The sequence below is a fragment of the Streptomyces sp. NPDC002911 genome, from assembly GCF_053591835.1.
In genome coordinates this window covers 70,534-87,345 of record NZ_JBSFUO010000012.1, presented here as the reverse complement: position 1 = coordinate 87,345, position 16,812 = coordinate 70,534, and the positions used below count along the sequence as shown (strand labels likewise).

Sequence of the window (16,812 nt, the reverse complement as noted above, 5' to 3'; positions counted from 1 at the left end):
CGTCAGGGCCGCGCGGTGTGATCAGGGTGCCCACGCGTACGGCGCGCTTCCTTCATCTCAGCCTCGTAGAGATGGCGCCGCCCTCCCAGGAGCTCCTGACGCACCCGCTCCTCGACCTTCATGAACGGCCGGTAGTACGTGTCGTCGTACGCCTCGACGAGCTGAAAGGTCCAGCAGCCGGGGACCACGTTGCGGCCCAGGATCTCCCGCTCCACCAGGTCGGCGTGCTCCCCATGGCCACCCATCCGGAGCAGCTCGACCGCCCGGTCCAGCGTCAGGTCGGCACCACCCGTGAGCTGATGGAAACCGTAGAGCTGCCCCCGGGCACGCTCCACCGTCTCCAGCGCCTCCGTCAGCGCTCCGACCGCCTCGACGGTCATGTCGTCGGACCCGGATGGCCGTACGTGCTCTTCTTCGGGCCCGCAGGGGCCATGGCTCTCACTCATGCATACGACTCTGCCCGCGTCCCGTGCGATGCGTCCCGCCGGAACGCCGAAAGGGTGAGTGCCTCGGCCCGGACTTCCGGCCGTTCGGCGGTCCGTCGGGATGCGCCGGGACCGATCCTGATGAGACTTGGTTCCATGGCAGAGAACAGGCGTGCCGGATCCGGGCACACAGCGAAGACGGCAGCCCCCCGCTCCTCGACCCGGCGCGGCCCCGAGGACGCGGCCCGTGCTGCCTGCGAAAGCCTGGAAAGACTGATCTGCCACCCCACGGAGGGGGTCTCGGGCGTGCGGCGGCACGACGACGGCTGGTGCGTCGTCGTCGACGTGCTCGAAGTTCCCCGCATCCCGGACACCACGAGCCTGCTGGCCTCCTACGAGGTGCAGATCGATGAGCGGGGCGAACTCATGGAGTACAGCAGAGTCCGCCGTTACCGGCGCGGCTCCGCCGACGAATGACCGTCTCGTTTCGCCTCTCATCCGGAAGGACGCTCCATGACCACCACCATGTACGCCGACGAAGTCGCCCCGTGCCCGCCGAGGGCCGGCACGCTCTACGACGTTCTGGAACTCATCCTCGACCGCGGCATGGTCATCGACGTGTTCATCCGTGTGTCGCTGGTCGGCATCGAAATCCTCAAGATAGACGCGCGCATCGTCGTCGCGAGTGTGGACACCTACCTGCGCTTCGCCGAGGCATGCAACCGGCTCGACCTGGAACGCGACTCGGGCAGCACCACCATCCCCGAACTGCTCGGCGGACGTGCCGCCAGGTCGGTCGGCAAACGCAAGGTGCGCAAGGCGGCGGAGTCCGTCGGCGACAGCGTTCGCAAGGCGGTGGGGAGCGGTGGCGACGACGACCATGAGGAGGAGAGGGATGAGCGGCCGAAGAAGCGCCGGACACCCGCACGCGACGGAGCGGCGAGCCGACGCCGCCACGCGGAGGCGTGAGCCGTGACCGAGAACGGCGTGTACGTCTACGCGATCATCCCGGCGGGCGAGGCTCTCCCGGCCGACGCGGTCGGAGTGGGCAGCCCTCCGGCCGCGCTGCGGCTGGCCGGTGAGGGGCAGGTCACCGCTGTCGTAAGCGACGCGCCACCCCAACTGCGTGCGCGGAGGCGAGATCTGATGGCCCATCAAGAAGTCTTGCTGCGCCTCTCGGACAGTGGCCCTGTGCTGCCTATGCGCTTCGGGACGATCGCACCGGACGAGGAGTCGGTACGGGCCCAGATGGCCGGATCGCAGGCGGAACACCTCGCCACCCTGAAGCACCTGGACGGCAGCGTCGAAATCAATCTCAAGGCGCTCCCCGCCCAGCATGCGCTCGCTGCCGTCGTCGCCGAGGAGAAGACCGTCCGACGGCTGCGCGAGGCCGTTCGCAGGCGCCCCGATTACGAGGCGAACGTCAGACTCGGTGAGGCCGTGGCCACCGCCCTGTCACGGCGGGCGGCCGAGGCGGGGAAGAAGATCCTCCACAAGCTCACACCCATGGCCCGCGCGGTGGCCGCCGGGCCGGAGGTCCATGGCTGCGCGCTCAACGTGTCGTTCCTCGTCGAGCGGTGCGAGAGTGACACCTTCCGGGCAACGGTGCAGCGGTTCGCCGACGCGCATCGCGAGCACGTGGACCTCCGTGTCGCGGGGCCACTGCCCTGCTACAGCTTCGTCTCCGCCCGCAATCTTCGGACACCGGTGGCAGGGGGCTGACATGGGACTGTTCACCGGCCTGCTCCTGCTGCCCCTCGCACCGGTGCGCGGTGTCATCTGGGTCGCGGAGAAGGTGAACTATGCGGCGGACCGCGAACTTCACGACCCGGGAGTGATCCGGGCCCAGCTCGCCGCGCTCAACCAGGAGCTCGAGGACGGCAACGTCAGCCTGGCGGAGTTCGAACGCGAAGAGGAGGAGCTGCTCGACCGGCTCCATGCCGTACGAGTGCGCTCCGCGCCGAACCATCGAAGGTGACTCTCTCATGGAAGATCAGACGAAGGTTACGCTCGCAGCAGCCGTGGTGGGCGGATACGTGCTCGGCCGTACGAAGAAGGGTCGGCTTGCCCTCTCCGTCGCGACCTACTTGGCAGGCAGGCGCTTCGGCCTGGAACCACGCCAGCTCGCCGCTGAAGGCGTGCGCCGACTGAGCGAGATGCCGCAGTTCGCCGAGTTGCAGAACCAGTTGAAGGGCGAGGTCCTCGTCTCCGGCAGGAAGGCGCTGACGGCGGCGGCGGACCGGGGCATGAACTCGCTGGCCGACGCCATCAGTGACCGGACGGCGCGGCTGGGGGCGCATGACGAGGACGAGGAAGAGGAGGAAGACGAGGGGTACGAGGGCGAGTACGACGAGGACGAGCCGGAGGAAGAGGAGGAAGAGGAACCGGCAGAGGAAGAGGAGCCGGAGAAAGAGGAACCGGCAGAGGAAGAGGAGCCGGAGGAAGAGGAGCCGGAGGAAGAGGAGCCGGAGGAAGAGGAAGAAGACGAAGGAGAGGAAGGAGAGGAGGAGTCGGAAGAGCCGCGACCGAGCGCTCGCCGGGCCGGCAAGAAGGCGGCGGCGAAGAAGCAGCCTGCCGCGAAGAAGGCCGCCGCCAAGAAAACGGCTGCCAAGAAGGCGCCTGCGAAGAAGACCGCAGCCAAGAAATCGGCACCGGTGAAGAAGTCCGCTGCCCGGAAGGCGCCTGCCAAGAAGTCGGCACCGGCCCAGAAGTCACCAACCCGGAAGACCGCTTCAGCCAAGAAAGCGACGTCATCGAAGCGATCCGCGTCCCAACGCGGCGAACGGCGGAGGTAGGCAGCCATGGCCAGGACGGACAAGGATGAACCCGGGGCGGAAGAGTCGGGTCTGGACCGCCTTCGCGGGGAAGTCTCCAATTTTTTCGGCGCACAGACAGGGAAGCTCGCGCAGAAGGCCGGCGACAAGCTGACCGGTCTCACGGGGCAGCTCACCGATATGGCCGATAGCGGCGGTTCGCTGCCGTCGATCGCCTCTCGCGTTCTTCAGGGAGAATCCCCGGTCAAGGCCTTCGTCGCGGACAAGGCCGGAAGCGTCAAGGACAAAGTCGTGGACAAGGCCAAGGACGTTTTCGGGGGCGGCGGGAAGGGCAAGGGCAAGCCGGGCGGCGGCAAGTCCATGAACATCATCGAGGTCCTCGATGTGGGAGTTCCCCTGCGTACCGCGTATGACCATTGGACTCGGTACGACGAGTTCAGCGGCTTCACCAAGGGCGTTCAGAGCGTCTCGATGGATGAGGAGATGTCGAGCGACTGGAAGGTCAAGATCGGCCCGTCCTCGCGCGGTTTCAAGGCGACGGTCCAGGAACAGGTGCCCGACGACCGCATCGTCTGGACCTCCGAGGGAGCCAAGGGTTCCACACGTGGTTGCGTCAGCTTCCACGAGCTGGCCCCGAGTCTGACCCGGATCGTCCTGGTGGTGGAGTACTACCCCTCGGGATTTTTCGAGAAAACGGGAAATCTGTGGCGGGTACAAGGCCGCCGCATGCGACTCGACTTCAAACTCTTCCAGCGTTTCGTCACGCTCACCGACGAGGAGCCCGAGGGCTGGCGCGGCGAGATCCGCGACGGGGAAGTCGTCGTGACGCACGAAGAGGCCGTCGAGAAGGAGGAAGCCGAGAGCGAGGAGCCGGAGGAATCCGACGAGGAGGAAGAGGAGCCCGAGGAGGAAGAGGAGGAAGAGGGAGAAGAGGAGGAAGAGGAGGAAGAGGAAGAGCCCGAGGACGACGAGGAACCCGAAGAAGAGCCCGAGGAGGAGTACGAGGACGACCAGGAACCAGAAGACGAAGCAGATGAGGAAGAGCCCGAGGAAGAGGAAGCCGCGCCCAGGAAGCGACGCGGGCGGAGGGCGTCGAGGTGACTGATCTCGACCTCGGGCGGGAGGCGTACCCCGTTCCGGGGCCGGAGAACAGCAGCCTCGCCGACATCCTCGAACGTGTCCTCGACAAGGGCATCGTCATCGCGGGTGACATCAAGATCGACCTTCTCGACATCGAGCTGCTCACCATCAGGCTCCGCTTGTTCGTTGCATCCGTGGATACCGCGAAGAAGGCTGGTATCGACTGGTGGGAGACGGATCCCGCGCTGAGTTCGCGTGCCGCCCGTAACTCTCTCCAGGACGAGAACCGTGAACTGCGTGAGCGTCTGGAAGCGCTCGAATCGAAGACGGACGAGACGTCGGACGACCGATGAGTAAGGAGATTCGAAGCGCATGACGGAGCGGGGACTCGAACTGACCGCGGAGGGAAGTGCCCTCTATGTGTTCGCGGTGTGCCAGGCACCGGATCCGGCAGCGTTCGCGGGCCTGCAGGGAGTCGCGGAGAGCCAACCGTTGCGCCGACTGCGGTTCGGTGAGCTGACCGCGATCGTTCAGACCGTCCGGGCGGCCGACTTCACGGACGAGGTGTGGCAGGCCCGTATGTCCGACCGGGACGAGCTCGAACGATACGCCCGCGCGCATCACGACGTGGTATCGGCAGCCGCCGCGGCGTGCCCCACTGTTCCTCTCCCGCTGGCGACTCTCTATCACGGTGAGGAGCGGGCCCGGCAGGCACTCCTCGACGAGACCGGGCGCTTCCGCGCCGCCCTGGAGCGCACCGCGGGCCACTGCGAGTGGGGTGTGAAGGTCTACGCGGCCGCATTCCCGGCGCCGGATCCGAGCCCCCCCGCTCGCCCGTCGGAGGCGCCGGCCGCACGTTCGCGCCCGGCCCCTGGAGCCGGTCTCGCCTATCTGGAGCGCAGGCGCGGAGTGCAGGCGCGGCGCGAACGACGGCACGAGGACGCCCTGCGGGTCGCCGAGACGGTGGACGCCGCCTTCCAGGCGGTCGCCGCCGCGGGACGCAGACTGCGCCTGCAGGCTTCCGAGTCGGCGGAAAAGGGCCGCGTCCAGGTGCTCAACGCCACCTACCTGGTGGGGGAGCACCGAAAGGCCGAGCTCGGGGAACTGATCCGGACGCTGCGGAACTCGACCGGTGCACAGATCGAAATCTCCGGTCCCTGGGTGCCGTACTCCTTCGTCGGCGAGGTGTAGACATGCAACGCGAAGTGGTGCCCTGGGACAATCCCGAGCCCCTGGTCGGCCCCATCGGCGTGCCTCTCGTCGATCTGCTGGACAGGGTACTGGCGACGGGTGTGGTGATCAGCGGTGACCTCGTGATCGCGATCGCGGACGTTCCCCTCGTGCGGCTGTCACTCCATGCCCTTCTCTCCTCCGTCAACGAACGCGTTCCGGCTCCCTGGGCGGACGGGGGCCCGTTGTGACGTCCTCACGACTCGACGTCGACGCCGACCAGTTGGGGCGGGACCTCGTAGCACTCGTACTGACCGTGGTGGAGCTGCTGCGCCAGCTCATGGAGCGCCAGGCCATCCGCCGAATCGATCAGGGAGACCTCACCGACGGTCAGGTGGACGAGATCGGGACCACCCTCATGCTGCTCGACCAGCGTATGGCGGAGCTCTGCGAGCAACATGGGGTGCGTCCCGAAGACCTCAACCTGGACCTCGGCCCGCTGGGGACCCTGCTGCCCCGCGATTGACGGGAACGCCGCTGCCGTACGTTCACCTCAGAGCGCCGAGGTGCATATGGGCAAGACACCGGTCGAGGCATATGCTCATTTATGCGCATACTCTTCGCGTGAAGGTGGCGCGACCGGAGGTAGTCATGATCATCATCGGAGCCATCCTCCTCATTCTCGGTCTGGTGACCGGCCTCGGTGTCCTGTGGACCATCGGGATCATTCTGTTGGTGATCGGGCTCGCGCTGTGGCTGCTGGGGGCTGTGGGGCATGCGGTCGGAGGTCGCCGCCACTACTGGTGATGTCGCGTCGGCATGTTTGGCGCGGGGGTGGCGGGGCAAAGCCTCAAGAGGCGCGGGAGCGCTCCCACGCCGGCGGATCCCCCCACCTCCCGGAAATGGAGATCGCATCCATGATATGTCATGATCGCGTCAACTTAAGCGGCTGGGCGCTGCGCTTCGGCGGCGTACTCGTCGCCGCACTCCTCTGCCTCCTCCCGTGGACAGGCACCGCGAGCGCCCACGGCTCCGTCGTCGACCCGGCCTCCCGCAACTACGGTTGCTGGCTGCGCTGGGGCGATGACTTCCAGAACCCGGCCATGGAGCAGGAGGACCCCATGTGCTGGCAGGCGTGGAAGGCCGACCCGAACGCCATGTGGAACTGGAACGGGCTGTACCGCAACGGCTCCGCTGGCGACTTCCCGGCCGCCGTACCCGACGGCCAGCTGTGCAGCGGCGGCCGGGCGGAAGGCGGGCGGTACAACTCCCTCGACACCGTGGGCGCGTGGAAGACCACGGACGTCACCGGTGACTTCACCGTGAAGCTGTACGACCAGGCGAGCCATGGCGCCGACTACTTCCAGGTGTACGTCACCCGGCAGGGCTTCGACCCCGCCACGGAGGCGCTGACCTGGGGCGACCTCCAGCTGGTCACTGAGACCGGAAGCTACGCGCCCAGTCAGAACTACGAGATCCCGGTGAGTACCTCGGGCCTCAGCGGCCGTCATGTGGTCTACACGATCTGGCAGGCGTCGCACATGGACCAGACGTACTTCCTGTGCAGTGACGTGAACTTCGCCTGACACGGACCTCAAAGGGTTGGCCCCCCGGCCCCCCGGCCCCGCCGGCCGCTCAGGTCCGGCGGGGTACCCGGAGGGCCGTGCGCCCGAGCGTCCGTGCGTCTGCCATGTGATCGATTGGCGGACCCGTCCGGCCCCACCTACGGTCGATGAGTGAACGTTTCTGTTCACTGCCGACGCATACGGCACTGAGCGTCATGACCGGATCCCGAGCGAAGTCTGCGCCGATTGCCGGATCCCCGGAGCGGGGCCGAGGCAAGGGCATCGCCCTGCTCGTCATCGCCTCGTGCCAGCTCATGGTGGTTCTCGACATCACCATCGTGAACATCGCTCTGCCGCACATCCAGACCTCCCTCGGCTTCTCGACCGAGAGCCTGTCGTGGGTGATCAACGCCTACACCCTGACGTTCGGCGGGCTGCTCCTGCTAGGTGGGCGGCTGGGCGACATTCTCGGGCGCCGCAGAGTCTTCGTCTTCGGCGTGCTGCTCTTCGTGCTGGCCTCACTGCTGGGCGGCCTCTCACAGGAATCCTGGCAACTCCTCGCGGCGCGCGCGCTGCAAGGCGTCGGAGGTGCGATCGCCTCACCGACCGCCCTCTCGCTCATCACCACGACCTTCCGCGAGGGACCCGAGAGGAACCGGGCGTTCGGAGTGTTCGCCGCGGTGTCAGCGGGCGGCAGCGCGATCGGCCTGCTCGCCGGTGGTCTGCTGGTGGAGTGGCTCGACTGGCGCTGGGTGCTCTTCGTCAATGTGCCCATCGGCCTGTTGATCGCCCTCGCGACGCCCCGCCACATCAGGGAATCCGAACGTCACCCGGGTCGCTTCGACCTCCTCGGGGCGCTCATCTCCACGCTCGGTATGGTGTTGCTCGTCTACGGCTTCATCAGGGCCTCCAAGGAGGGCTGGAGCGACAGCCTGACCATCGCCGCCTTCGGCGCCGCCGTGGTGTTCCTCGCCCTGTTCCTGGCCGTCGAGCGCCGCTCGAGGCAGCCCATCACGCCCCTGCACATGTTCCGTGACCGTAATCGTGCCGGCGCCTACGGGATGATGCTGAGCTTGGCCGCGTCGATGTTCGGCATGTTCTTCTTCCTGACCCTCTTCGTGCAGAACATCCTCGACTTCAGCCCGCTGCGTGCCGGGCTGGCCTTCCTGCCGGTGAGCGTGATCATCGCGATCAGTGCGGGAATCGCCTCGCAGCTACTGCCCAGATGGGGCCCCAAACCGTTCATGGTGGTGGGCGCGATCCTGGCGGCCGCGGGGCTGGGCTGGCTCACGCAGACCGATGTCCACAGCACCTACCTGGGCAGCATTCTCGGTCCCGTACTCGTCTTCGGCTTCGGCATGGGCATGCAGTTCGTCTCGTTGACCCTGATGGCGGTGTCGGGTGTGGCCCCGAGAGAAGCGGGCGCCGCGTCAGGGATCCTCAACGCGACCCAACAGGTGGGCGGTTCGCTGGGGCTGTCCATTCTGGTCACCGTGTTCGGGACGGTCAGCCACAACGAGGCGATGGACCAGATACCCCGCTTCCTGGCCGAGGCGACCCCCGCCCAGCAGTTGGAGTTCCGCAGGACGGGGGAGCTTCCGGCCCCTTGGGGTGACCAGGTGCTGGCCTCGGGAGTCTCCAGCGCGTTCGTCGCCGCCGCCGTCTTCTCCGTCGTCGCGGCGCTGATCGCGCTGCTGGTCATCCAGGTCCGCTCCTCAGACCTGGAACGCCTGCGGGGCGGAGGGGCCATGGGGCAACCGATGGCCGAGGAGGACGACGTACCGGAGGAGGGCGCGGCCGCACGTGACCCGGCGGCGGGTGGCGCGGAGGGCGCGCGCCGTGCCGGAGCTCCGGCACGGGAACCGCATGGAGGCAAAGGTTCCCCACCGCCGTCAAGGCCTGCGTGATCACGGGCACTGGCACGGGCCACATGGCGCTCGTGACGGTGCCGGGCTTCTCGGCCGAGGAAGCGCCGAGCACGTGCATGACCCTAAACCTGACACGCGGCGGGCTGACCGGATTCGCACCGGCCCGGGGGCTGCTGCCTCCCTCCGCCGGCGCGGGGCGGGGCTCAGACCAGATTGACGAGGCGGATGTAGCGCACCCAGTCCCAGTGGGCCCCGGGGTCGGTGTGGTCGCTGCCCGGCACCTCATGATGGCCGATGATGTGCGCGCGGTCCTTGGGCAGGCCGTAGCGGTCGCAGATGCCCGCGGTGAGTCTCGCCGACCGCTCGTACATCGTGTGGGTGAAGTAGGCGGGCTGGTCGACCCAGCCCTCGTGCTCGATACCGATGCTCCTGGTGTTGTAATCCCAGTTGCCCGCGTGCCAGGCGGTGTCCCGTTCCCGCACACACTGGGCCACGAAACCGTCCCCCGAACGCACCACATAGTGGGCGGACACCTGTTTGGCCGGATTCTGGAAGATGCCGATCGTCTGGGTGAACGTCTGCTGGGCGACATGGACGATGACGAGATCGACCGGCTTGGCCGAAGGGCGGCCCGATGGCGTGTAGTTGGACGTAGATGCCGGATACCACTGCGCCCCGCGGTGGTCCGTGTCCGACGTGGAGGCGGCCACGGACCGGACGGACGCCGGAAGGAGCGCCGCGGCGGCGGTGACCGCGGCGCCCTGAAGTATCCGTCTGCGCTGCATCAGTACTCCTGTGCGTGGGTCCGGTCTACGGCACAACACGCGCTGACCCGCCGTACGGTTCCGCACGAGCGATGACGGGACGCGACGAACGTCCCCAGCCCTCAGCAAACGGAGAGGACTCCGGCCAGCGCGGCCGCCGGATCGTCCTCCGCCGGCCCGGTCGGCACCCACCGCCCCCGTTCCCTGGCGTACGGCCACCACCACCCGTCGCGCCCGTACCGCAGCTGCACGGCGGAACCGGCCACGGTCCAGTGGTTGCCGGCGGCATGGAGCTGCGGGCCCTCGCCCTCGTCCCATGCGTCGGCGAGCTGTGCTCGCGCACGGGCGAGATCGTCAGGGCCGGGTAGCCACTCCTCGTCGTACACTGCCAGCGCGGCCGTCCCGCCGAACCGCCAGGCCCGCACCGCGACGTCGAGCCCCGCAGCCCCGCGTCCGGCCGCCGCGCCGAGGCGCGCCGTGAGCCGGGCGTCGGGCCGGCCGTCGGCAGCCAGCCGCACCGCGTCCTGCTCCGGCGTCAGCCCGGCTGCCGGCGGCTGCTGTTCGTGGCCTGCGGCGAGCGCCTCCGCGAGCATCGCGAACGCCCGTACAGCGCTGTCCGCAGCCAGGAATTCCAAAGCCGAGGGGTCGACACCCGCAGCCGGAACCGTCTCCGTGTCCAACGACGGTGGCGGCCCCGGCTCCGTGGGCAGGGGCGGGGGAGGAGGCAGCGGCGGCAGAGTGTCCCACGCGGCGTACACCTCGTCGGCCCGCACGCCCCACGAGGCCTGCTCACCGGCCCGGTCCTCCACCGACGTTTCTCCGCTACCCGTCCCACGGACCGCACGAGCGGCGCTGCGCACCTGCAACTCGTCGAGCAGCCGCCGCTCGTCGCGACCACGCAACAGCAGCAGCACGAACGGATCCTGGTCGAGCAGCCGAGCCACCTGGTAGCACAGGGCGCCCGTATGTGAACAGTGGTCCCAGGCCTCGCAGCTGCACTCCGGCTCCAGGTCCCCTATTCCCGGCAGCAGATCGAGACCGGCGGCGGCCGCGTCCTCCACCAGATGGGGCGGCATCTCACGGTCGAGCAGGGCGGCGATGTGCCCGGACCGTTCGGACGCCATGTCCAGGAACCGGCCCCATTCCTCCTCGCTCAGCTCCTGGAGCAGCACATCACTGCGGTACGCCGTCGAGTCGCGGTCCTGCACGACCGCGGTGAGTCGGCCGGGCCGGACGGACACCGCGCCGACCCTGCCCTCGCGGGCCAGCCTCCGCCCTTCTTTGAGCTGCTGACCGTCGAGCGCCGTGTCCTCCAGCGCCTTCTGCCAGGCCCGTCCCCACCAGGACGAGGCGAAGCTGCGGCCCTGCGCGGGAGGAAGTGCGGCAAACGTACGCTCCGGCTCGAGCCCCTCGTTCATCGTGCGCCCCCTCGCAGCTCGACCAGTTCGGCCAGTTCCGCATCGCCCAGTTCCGTCAGCGCGGCCTCGCCGCTGCCGAGCACCGCGTCCGCGAGCCCTTGTTTCCGTGCCAGCATGGCGGCGATACGGTCCTCGACGGTGCCCTCGGCGATCAGCCGGTGCACCTGCACCGGCTGGGTCTGTCCGATCCGGTAGGCACGGTCGGTCGCCTGCGCCTCGACTGCCGGATTCCACCAGCGGTCGAAGTGCACTACATGGCCGGCCCGGGTGAGGTTGAGCCCCGTACCCGCGGCCTTGAGTGACAGCAGGAACACCGGTGCCTCGCCCGCCTGGAAGCGATTGACCATGGCCTCCCGTGCCGCGACCGGGGTGCCGCCGTGCAGGAACTGGGTGAGGACCCCGCGCGCCGCGAGATGCTGTTCCAGCAGGCGCGCCATCCGCACGTACTGGGTGAACACCAGCACGCTCGCGCCCTCGGCGAGGATCGTGTCGAGCAGCTCGTCCAGCAGCTCCACCTTTCCGGAACGGTCCACGATCCGCGGCTGTTCCTCCTTGAGGTACTGCGCCGGGTGGTTGCAGATCTGCTTGAGTGCCGTCAGCAGCTTCAGAACCAGCCCGCGCCGTGCGAGACCGTCCGCGCCGGAGATCTCCTCGAGTGTCTCGCGTACCACCGCCTCGTACAGACCGGTCTGCTCCGCCGTGAGCGACACGGCGCGGTCGGTCTCCGTCTTCGGCGGGAGCTCCGGTGCGATGCCGGGGTCGGACTTGCGGCGCCGCAGAAGGAACGGGCGGACCAGCGAGGTGAGCCGCTCGGCCGCGCCGGGGTCGTTGCCTCCCTCCACCGCGCTCGCATAGCGGGTGCGGAACGTACCGAGCCGCCCGAGCAGTCCGGGGGTCGTCCAGTCGAGGATGGCCCACAGCTCGGAGAGGTTGTTCTCCACCGGGGTACCGGTGAGGGCGACACGGGCGCGCCCGCCGATGGTGCGCAGCTGCCTGGCGGTCGCCGAGTGCGGGTTCTTGACGTGCTGCGCCTCGTCGGCGACGACCATGCCCCAGGATGCCTGAGCCAGCCGAGCCGCGTCCAGGCGCATCGTTCCGTATGTGGTGAGGACGAATTCGCCGCCCGCGATGCCCTCCAGCGAGCGCGACCCGCCGTGGAAGCGGCGAACGGGGGTACCCGGGGCGAACTTCTCGATCTCCCGCTGCCAGTTGCCCATCAGAGAGGTGGGGCACACCACGAGTGTGGGCCCCGCAGCTGCTTCGATCCCCTGCCGGTGCAGATGGAGAGAGATCAGCGTGATCGTCTTGCCGAGTCCCATGTCGTCGGCAAGGCAGCAGCCGAGGCCGAGCGAGGTCATGGTGTGCAGCCAGTTCAGGCCACGCAGCTGGTAGTCGCGCAGACTCGCGTCGAGCCCGTCCGGCTGACCGACCGTCCGGTCCTCCGACTCCGGGTCGGCGATGCGCTCGCGCAGCCGCTCGAGCCAGCCCGTCGCGGCCACTTCCATCCGGCGTCCGTCGACTTCGGTGGCCCCCGTCAGCACGGCCCCCAACGCGTCGATGGGGGTGACCTTGCGGTCCCGGGTCTCGCGGGCACGCCTGGCGTCCTCCGGGTCGATGAGTACCCACTGGTCACGCAGTCTGACCAGCGGTCTGCCCGCTTCCGCCAGCCGGTCGAGCTCCGCCCGGCTCAGCTTCCGGTCCCCCAGCGCGAACCACCAGTCGAAGGACAGCAGCGCGTCGGCGGAGAGGAAGGACGGCGTGTCTCCTCCGGTCCGTGCCGTCGCCCCGGTGCCGTCGTCCTCCGGGCCGATCACCGCACGCGCGTTGAGTTTCCGCGCCAGCTCCCTCGGCCAGTGCACCTGGACGCCCGTCGCGGCGAGCGCCCGGGCCGCCGGGCCCAGCAGCTCCGCGATCTCCTCGTCGCCGGGCTCGACCGCATCCGGGACCGCGGCTGACAGAAGAGGCGTCAGCGGAGGCCAGGCGCGGGCGGCGCGGCGCAGGGCGAGGAGGGCGTCCATGCGGGCGCGGGGACCGAACAGCGAAGCCGCGGGGGAGCGGTCGGCCCATACATCCGCCGCGTCGGCGACAAGGGCGGGATCCTGGACGCTGTGGATCTGCAGGACCGCGCGGAAGGAGGGTGCGTGGCCGGCATCGTCCCCGGCCGCCTCCGCCACCTCCGCGCCCGTCGCATCGCCGAGCCCCGAGACCTCGACCCGAAGGGAGAGCCGTACGCCCGCATCGTGACCGGCCGCCACATCAACCGCCCACGGCCGCAGTCCGGGCAGATGCTGCGTGGCCCGGGCGGCGTACGCGGGTGTGCCCGTGACCAATTCGGCCGCCGGTGTGCGCGGCAGGCCATCCACCACCGCGTCGAGGAACGACCGCAGCAGCGATTCCGGCTCGGCCAGCATCACGGGCTGGGCAGCCACGTCGAGCGGTACCGCGTGGGCGTCGGGCGGCATGGAAGCCGCCAGCACTCGGATCCGCTCGAGATCGTCCGCGGTCAGCGGGCCGGCACGCCAGGCATCGCGGTCCGTGGGACTCAGCCCGGGCAGCATCAGCCCGCGCGCGACGAGTTGGAGCGCGAGGACCCCGGCAGCGCCCCAGAACGCCGCAGAGGGAGAGGCACGGGTGTCCGCCCGCGCCCGTGTCAGTACCGGCAGTGCTTCCCGCACGGGCATCAGCAACGCCGGGACGACGTAAGGACGGATGTCCTTTCCGACGACCGTCAATTCCGTCGGACTCCCTGGATGGCAGGGAGGGGTGCTACCGTCCGCATTCCAGAACGCGATCAGGCCGGTACGGGCCGGATCAGCAGGGAGGAAGACTGCGGAGCAGCGGGATGGTTCAGCGTTCTCGTTGAGGGTTGCCGCAGGGAGCCTGTGCACAGCGATGTCAGATTCCTCAAATTTGACTAGTGAGCCCGGGGTCGCCGAGGGTACTCCACCCACGTCCCGTCCCGGGAGAAATGTACAGTGACCCATATCACTTATTTCTGCCTTCTGAAGCTTGGGGTGCAGCTTGTACCACCACCGGGCAGTGGGGTTTTCCCCCGCATGATCGGGGTGGTGGCGCCATGGCTGCCGCAGGCTCGCCATCCGTACGTTTGACGAGGTCAGCGCAGATGCCCAGAAACCGGAGACGTCATGCCCCAAGCCGTATCAGCCACCGTTGCGCCACAGCCACGGGACGGATCGGAGGGCCCGGCGGGCGCTCAAGCTCCCGGCAGTGATTTCGCACCGCTCCTGAAGGCCGTCAAAGGGCAGGGGCTCCTGGACCGGCGCACCGGCTGGTACGCGGCCGGGATCGCCGCAAACCTGGTCGCTCTCGGAGCGGTGATCACCGGCATGGTGCTCCTGGGCGACACCTGGTGGAATCTGTTCCTCGCCCTGCCGCTGGCCATCCTGTGGACCCGCACGGCCTTCTTCGGCCACGACGCGGGCCACGCCCAGATAACCGGCGACCGCAAGGCCGGCCGGATCGTCGGCTTCGTGCATGCCAATCTGCTCCTCGGTATGAACGAGGCCTGGTGGAACGACAAGCACGTACGCCACCATGCCAACCCGAACCACATAGACAAGGACCCCGACGTCGGTGTCGGCGCCCTGGTGTGGACCCAGAAGCAGGCCGCCCAGCGTGAGGGTTTCGCCCGCTGGCTCACCCGCAACCAGGCGCGGCTCTTCTTCCCGATGCTGCTCCTCGAGGGCATCGCCCTCAAGATCTACGGCTTCCAGTTCCTGCGGCGCCAGCCCGTCCGTGAGCGCGCGCTCTCCGGCCTCCTGCTGACCGGCCACCTCGCGCTGTACGCCACACTGCTCCTGACCGTCATGTCTCCGGGCAAGGCCGTCGTCTTCGCCCTGGTGCACCACGCTCTGTTCGGTCTCCACTTGGGCATGGCCTTCGCACCGAACCACAAGGGCATGGAGATGCCCGACCCCGACGGTGACCGCTGGGGCCATCTGCAGCGCCAGGTCCTCACGTCGCGCAACGTACGGGGCGCAGTCCTCACCGACTGGTTCCTCGGCGGCCTCAACTACCAGATCGAGCATCACCTCTTCCCGAGCATGCCCCGCCCCCACCTGCGGCTGGCACAGCCGCTGGTCAAGGCGCACTGCGCATCGATCGGGATGCCGTACGCGGAGACAGGAATCGTCGAGTCCTACCGGCAGGCACTGCAGCACATGCATGAGGTCGGCGAGCCGCTCCGGTAGACCGCTGCGGAGCCTGTGCCGCGTACCCGGAACTGACAGGGGCGCACAGGCGTTCTCTCACCAGGAGCGGCTCCGGCCGCGGAGGAGGCATGGATCATGTCGAACGGTGCAAAGATCGCCATCGGGGGAGTCGTAGCGGCAGTCGTCCTGATTCCGTTCATCGGATTCTGGTGGTCGCTGCTGGTTCTCATCGGCGTGCCCGTGGCGGGGTACCTGTTGCTCGACCCGGCGCAGAGGCGCAGGCTCCGCAGGATCAGCCGTAAAGAGATCGGACGCTGAACAGCACAGTCACCGCGGTGAGCAGTAACGGTCGGCGGCCGCGCGGGCGACCGGGCGTCCGCAAGGCGGGTTCATGGGCGACGGGCGGAGTCGCACGGGCCCGGTGACCCGGTCAAGGCCGAGCTGCCCGCGGAGCCGCACCGTCCATCGGACCGCGTGTGGTGCAGGGGGCCGAGCGGTGCGGGGCCTGCGGCGCACCGCCGGGATCAGGACGGCCGGACGGCCAGCTCTTCGAGCGACTCCAGCAGTCCGGGCAGTTCCGGTCCGCGGCCGACCGGCATGACCTCGCCCGGCCTTTCGTCCAGCAGGACGAGCGCGATGTCGTCGGTCCTGGCAACGAGGGACCAGCCGGGGCCGTCGGCACGCAGCGTCCGTGCCCCGTCAGGGGCGAACGCGGAGCGGATCCGGCCGGGCGGGGGCGGAGAGGCCACATACGCCCGCGCTGCTTCGAGCGCCTTGCGTACGCCGGGGTGCTGCCCGGATCCGGTGGGCTCCGCCATGCTCCCGGCGTTCTCGGTCCGTGCGCCGTCGGCCGGAGCCCCGCCGTCCGGCCGGCGGGGCCCGGACCGGCCGAACGCGGTCTCGTCGTCTATCTGCGCGCGCCACGCGCCCCACTGGAGGGCGATCTCGTCCGCCCCGAGACGCCGCTGCGCCGCGCCCCAGACCTCGGTGTCCGGCGGGGACAGGGGGGCCGGCCCCGCACCGTCCGGATCGGGCGACGGGTCGTGCGGCTCGGGGACACCCGGCGCGGCGACCGCCAGCGCGAGCGGCCATCCCGGAAGCGCACAGACCACCGAGCGGTCGTCGGGGGAGAGGTCGTACTCCATCCCGCAGTCCCAGGAGGCGATGGCGACCGCCACCAGTGAGACGTCCTCGACGACCACCGTCCAGCGGGCACCGCCGGTGTCCTGGCCGAGTACGAGACCGTACCCCTCGGCGTACGGCTCGAGACCGAGCACGGCGCACGCGGCCACGTAGTCGTCGCCGAGCACACTGGGAAACTGCGCGGGGGTCAGCAGCACCGCGGTCAGCACAAACAGCGCATCGTCGTCGGCGACCGTTTCGTCAGTCCCTGCCACAGCACCCACCCTCATCCCTGATCGCTGGTCCGTCGGCGCACCTTAACTACTCGGTAACCCTGTCGTCGACACCCTGGCAAGCGATAACGGCGACGTGTGCGGCCTGCGCGACTCGCCCCCAGGGCGTGCGACAGCACCCCTCGTGCCATGGTGCGGGCCTGCGCGGCGCAATTAGGGTT

20 protein-coding genes are annotated in these 16,812 nt (G+C 68.9%); 15 read left to right on the top strand and 5 right to left on the bottom strand.

Annotation, left to right across the window (positions count from 1 at the left end; genetic code table 11):
- Positions 1–2: 2 nt before the first annotated feature.
- Positions 3–446, bottom strand: a complete 444-nt coding sequence (locus ACWD04_RS20140; RefSeq protein WP_451133706.1) for a hypothetical protein — start codon at positions 444–446, stop codon at positions 3–5.
- A gap of 135 nt (positions 447–581) precedes the next feature.
- Between ACWD04_RS20140 and ACWD04_RS20135 the strand changes: the two genes are divergently transcribed.
- From ACWD04_RS20135 to ACWD04_RS20075, 13 genes are all read left to right on the top strand, one after another.
- Positions 582–902, top strand: a complete 321-nt coding sequence (locus tag ACWD04_RS20135; RefSeq protein ID WP_451133704.1) for a gas vesicle protein GvpO — start codon at positions 582–584, stop codon at positions 900–902.
- Between the two features lie 36 nt (positions 903–938).
- Positions 939–1,394 (top strand): gas vesicle protein GvpJ, encoded by a 456-nt coding sequence (gvpJ, locus tag ACWD04_RS20130; protein ID WP_451133702.1) that lies wholly within the window; start codon positions 939–941, stop codon positions 1,392–1,394.
- Between the two features lie 3 nt (positions 1,395–1,397).
- Complete coding sequence (locus ACWD04_RS20125; protein WP_451133700.1) at positions 1,398–2,147, top strand: GvpL/GvpF family gas vesicle protein; 750 nt, start codon at positions 1,398–1,400, stop codon at positions 2,145–2,147.
- A 1-nt stretch (position 2,148) separates the two neighbouring features.
- Positions 2,149–2,403: a gas vesicle protein GvpG gene (locus tag ACWD04_RS20120; RefSeq protein ID WP_451133698.1), complete on the top strand. Its 255-nt coding sequence runs from the start codon at positions 2,149–2,151 to the stop codon at positions 2,401–2,403.
- A 7-nt stretch (positions 2,404–2,410) separates the two neighbouring features.
- Positions 2,411–3,220 (top strand): histone protein, encoded by an 810-nt coding sequence (locus ACWD04_RS20115; RefSeq protein ID WP_451133696.1) that lies wholly within the window; start codon positions 2,411–2,413, stop codon positions 3,218–3,220.
- A gap of 6 nt (positions 3,221–3,226) precedes the next feature.
- Positions 3,227–4,300, top strand: coding sequence for an SRPBCC family protein (locus ACWD04_RS20110; RefSeq protein WP_451133694.1), 1,074 nt, complete (start codon positions 3,227–3,229; stop codon positions 4,298–4,300).
- Complete coding sequence (locus ACWD04_RS20105; RefSeq protein ID WP_451133692.1) at positions 4,297–4,632, top strand: gas vesicle protein; 336 nt, start codon at positions 4,297–4,299, stop codon at positions 4,630–4,632. The genes ACWD04_RS20110 and ACWD04_RS20105 overlap by 4 nt, the downstream gene beginning before the upstream one ends.
- A gap of 19 nt (positions 4,633–4,651) precedes the next feature.
- On the top strand, positions 4,652–5,470 hold the full coding sequence (locus tag ACWD04_RS20100; RefSeq protein WP_451133690.1) for a GvpL/GvpF family gas vesicle protein: 819 nt from the start codon (positions 4,652–4,654) through the stop codon (positions 5,468–5,470).
- A gap of 2 nt (positions 5,471–5,472) precedes the next feature.
- Positions 5,473–5,700 (top strand): gas vesicle protein, encoded by a 228-nt coding sequence (locus tag ACWD04_RS20095; RefSeq protein ID WP_451133688.1) that lies wholly within the window; start codon positions 5,473–5,475, stop codon positions 5,698–5,700.
- Positions 5,697–5,975 carry a gas vesicle protein K gene (locus ACWD04_RS20090; protein ID WP_451133686.1) on the top strand — a complete coding sequence of 93 codons (279 nt, stop codon included), beginning with the start codon at positions 5,697–5,699 and terminating at the stop codon, positions 5,973–5,975. Before ACWD04_RS20095 ends, ACWD04_RS20090 begins: the two co-directional genes overlap by 4 nt.
- Positions 5,976–6,100: 125 nt before the next feature.
- Positions 6,101–6,256: a DUF6131 family protein gene (locus ACWD04_RS20085; RefSeq protein WP_167359481.1), complete on the top strand. Its 156-nt coding sequence runs from the start codon at positions 6,101–6,103 to the stop codon at positions 6,254–6,256.
- Positions 6,257–6,366: 110 nt separating this feature from the next.
- Complete coding sequence (locus ACWD04_RS20080; protein WP_451133683.1) at positions 6,367–7,035, top strand: lytic polysaccharide monooxygenase auxiliary activity family 9 protein; 669 nt, start codon at positions 6,367–6,369, stop codon at positions 7,033–7,035.
- Between the two features lie 194 nt (positions 7,036–7,229).
- Positions 7,230–8,921, top strand: a complete 1,692-nt coding sequence (locus ACWD04_RS20075; protein WP_451133681.1) for an MFS transporter — start codon at positions 7,230–7,232, stop codon at positions 8,919–8,921.
- Positions 8,922–9,085: 164 nt separating this feature from the next.
- Here ACWD04_RS20075 and ACWD04_RS20070 read toward each other — a convergent pair whose 3' ends face one another.
- From ACWD04_RS20070 to ACWD04_RS20060, 3 genes are all read right to left on the bottom strand, one after another.
- Complete coding sequence (locus tag ACWD04_RS20070; protein ID WP_451133679.1) at positions 9,086–9,667, bottom strand: N-acetylmuramoyl-L-alanine amidase; 582 nt, start codon at positions 9,665–9,667, stop codon at positions 9,086–9,088.
- Between the two features lie 101 nt (positions 9,668–9,768).
- The gene (locus tag ACWD04_RS20065; protein ID WP_451133677.1) at positions 9,769–11,064 is read right to left on the bottom strand and encodes an SWIM zinc finger family protein; all 1,296 of its coding nucleotides are present in this window, start codon (positions 11,062–11,064) and stop codon (positions 9,769–9,771) included.
- Positions 11,061–13,952 carry a DEAD/DEAH box helicase gene (locus tag ACWD04_RS20060; RefSeq protein ID WP_451133675.1) on the bottom strand — a complete coding sequence of 964 codons (2,892 nt, stop codon included), beginning with the start codon at positions 13,950–13,952 and terminating at the stop codon, positions 11,061–11,063. The genes ACWD04_RS20065 and ACWD04_RS20060 overlap by 4 nt, the downstream gene beginning before the upstream one ends.
- Positions 13,953–14,210: 258 nt before the next feature.
- Between ACWD04_RS20060 and ACWD04_RS20055 the strand changes: the two genes are divergently transcribed.
- Positions 14,211–15,275, top strand: a complete 1,065-nt coding sequence (locus ACWD04_RS20055) for a fatty acid desaturase family protein (protein ID WP_451133673.1) — start codon at positions 14,211–14,213, stop codon at positions 15,273–15,275.
- A 96-nt stretch (positions 15,276–15,371) separates the two neighbouring features.
- Positions 15,372–15,554: a hypothetical protein gene (locus tag ACWD04_RS20050; protein ID WP_451133671.1), complete on the top strand. Its 183-nt coding sequence runs from the start codon at positions 15,372–15,374 to the stop codon at positions 15,552–15,554.
- 206 nt (positions 15,555–15,760) lie between these two features.
- Here the strand turns inward: ACWD04_RS20050 and ACWD04_RS20045 are convergent, their stop codons facing one another.
- On the bottom strand, positions 15,761–16,633 hold the full coding sequence (locus ACWD04_RS20045; RefSeq protein WP_451133669.1) for a hypothetical protein: 873 nt from the start codon (positions 16,631–16,633) through the stop codon (positions 15,761–15,763).
- Positions 16,634–16,812 lie beyond the last annotated feature (179 nt).